Origin of the sequence: Crenobacter oryzisoli, assembly GCF_030385785.1 — a bacterium.
Classification (GTDB): domain Bacteria; phylum Pseudomonadota; class Gammaproteobacteria; order Burkholderiales; family Chromobacteriaceae; genus Crenobacter_A; species Crenobacter_A oryzisoli.
The window spans coordinates 1-1,506 of sequence record NZ_JAUEDK010000110.1 but is presented as its reverse complement, the minus strand read 5'-3'; the positions used below and the strand labels follow the sequence as shown (position 1 = coordinate 1,506).

General features: G+C 57.1%; 1 protein-coding gene. It reads right to left on the bottom strand.

Annotated features, from left to right (window positions below; genetic code table 11):
• On the bottom strand, window positions 1-295 hold a 295-nt coding region (locus tag QU481_RS23690; protein WP_289828410.1), incomplete at its 3' end, for a helix-turn-helix domain-containing protein.
• Window positions 296-1,506: the final 1,211 nt, after the last annotated feature.

Genomic DNA, 1,506 nt, shown 5'->3' with positions numbered 1-1,506 from the left:
ACTCGAACTTGAACTGCTGCGGCGTATTGTCTTTCACCGCCTTGGCCAGCCAGCTCATCTCATCGGCCGTCACCTTCGGTGGACGCCCCGGGATCGGCTTGGCCAGCAGGGCGTTTTGGCCGCCATTGGCAAAGTCTGCTAACCAGCGAAACACCGTGCGCGGGTTGACACCGTAGGCGGCTGCTACGCTTTGCACCGATTGGCCCTCTCGAATCGCCTTGACGGCTTGCTGGCGCATGACCTGGAGGGTGTGGTGGTCAATCCCGCGGGCGTCAGAGTTTCGTTTGCATTTCATGAAGAAAATTATCACATGAAATGGCATTACTTTCTAAAAGGTTAGTAATAGGCCGGAAAGCCGCGCCGGACGTGGCTTTTGTGCTTTGAGGCTGACAGGCGGGAATGTTAAAGCGCGGGCGGGATGTTAAAGGATGCTGTGCTGTCGACGCCTGCCGTGCGAGCAGCCGTAGAAGTCGGAGAGCGTGCCAATGCTGCATGACTCTTCTCTAACGTCGGAGAGGTCGGGCGACATAGTGCCGTCTACTGTCGATGCGAATAATGACGTCGACAATTTTGATTGCAGGCATCCTGTCAAAATGGGAGTACGAAATATACAATTAGCATTAATGCACATCGGGCGACACAAAGGAGAAGTGATGGTGGGGCTGCTAATTTCCCTGTTCTGCCTGGCTCTGGTGCTACCGGCGATTGCTGATCCGGTCGTGAGGCGGCAGCTGTTGGCCCGATGTCTTGCCAGAGAGCGCGACGTAGACACAGTCGTAACGTGAGATTCCCCGTCATTTGACAGCGACTATTCCATGGACGCCCGGCTGATGCGTGCGGCTGACCGACTTTCTCGGCCGCGCTGACCGAGTTTCTGGAGATGTACGCACGCGTGCGCGAGGACCGCGCCGCACAGGCTCTCACTTTGGGAGCCCCCAGTTCGGGGGCTAGGTACTCACGCGGCGGCTAGTGCTCGTGACTCCCAGCCGGGCGCTCCCACGGAACCTGGGAGTCAGGCTCCATCTCGAGCGTCGTACAGACATCCCACGGCGCGGTATTGTCTAGTGCCGCATGAAAAGCCCGAAGACCCTCCGTAGCAATCTGCTCAGCCGTTACCCCTGGCTCAGTCAACAAAGGCACACTCACCATGCTATGAAGCGTGTCATTTGCCAGCTCACTCGCCATGCTGCGAAACCACTCAATCTGAACGTCGACTTCACAGCTATTGGGCTGATCGGACTTTGCTCGTACGGCAATGGGGCGGATGTGGGCGATATGCATGGCGACGCCTTTCTTAAGTTGTCCGTATGACATTTTTAGCCGTCCGCATCATTTTTGCTGCGGATTCCGGCGAATCTGGACAGCCATTCCGCCGCAAACTGGACAGTCATTCCAGCTCAATCTGGACACTACGAGCGTAGCGTCGCGAGGTAGGACGACGTTTTACTCCTGAGCCGCCTCCACCGTCAAACAGCTGCGCTTCTTGCGCAGTGAATCGCCCTTGAG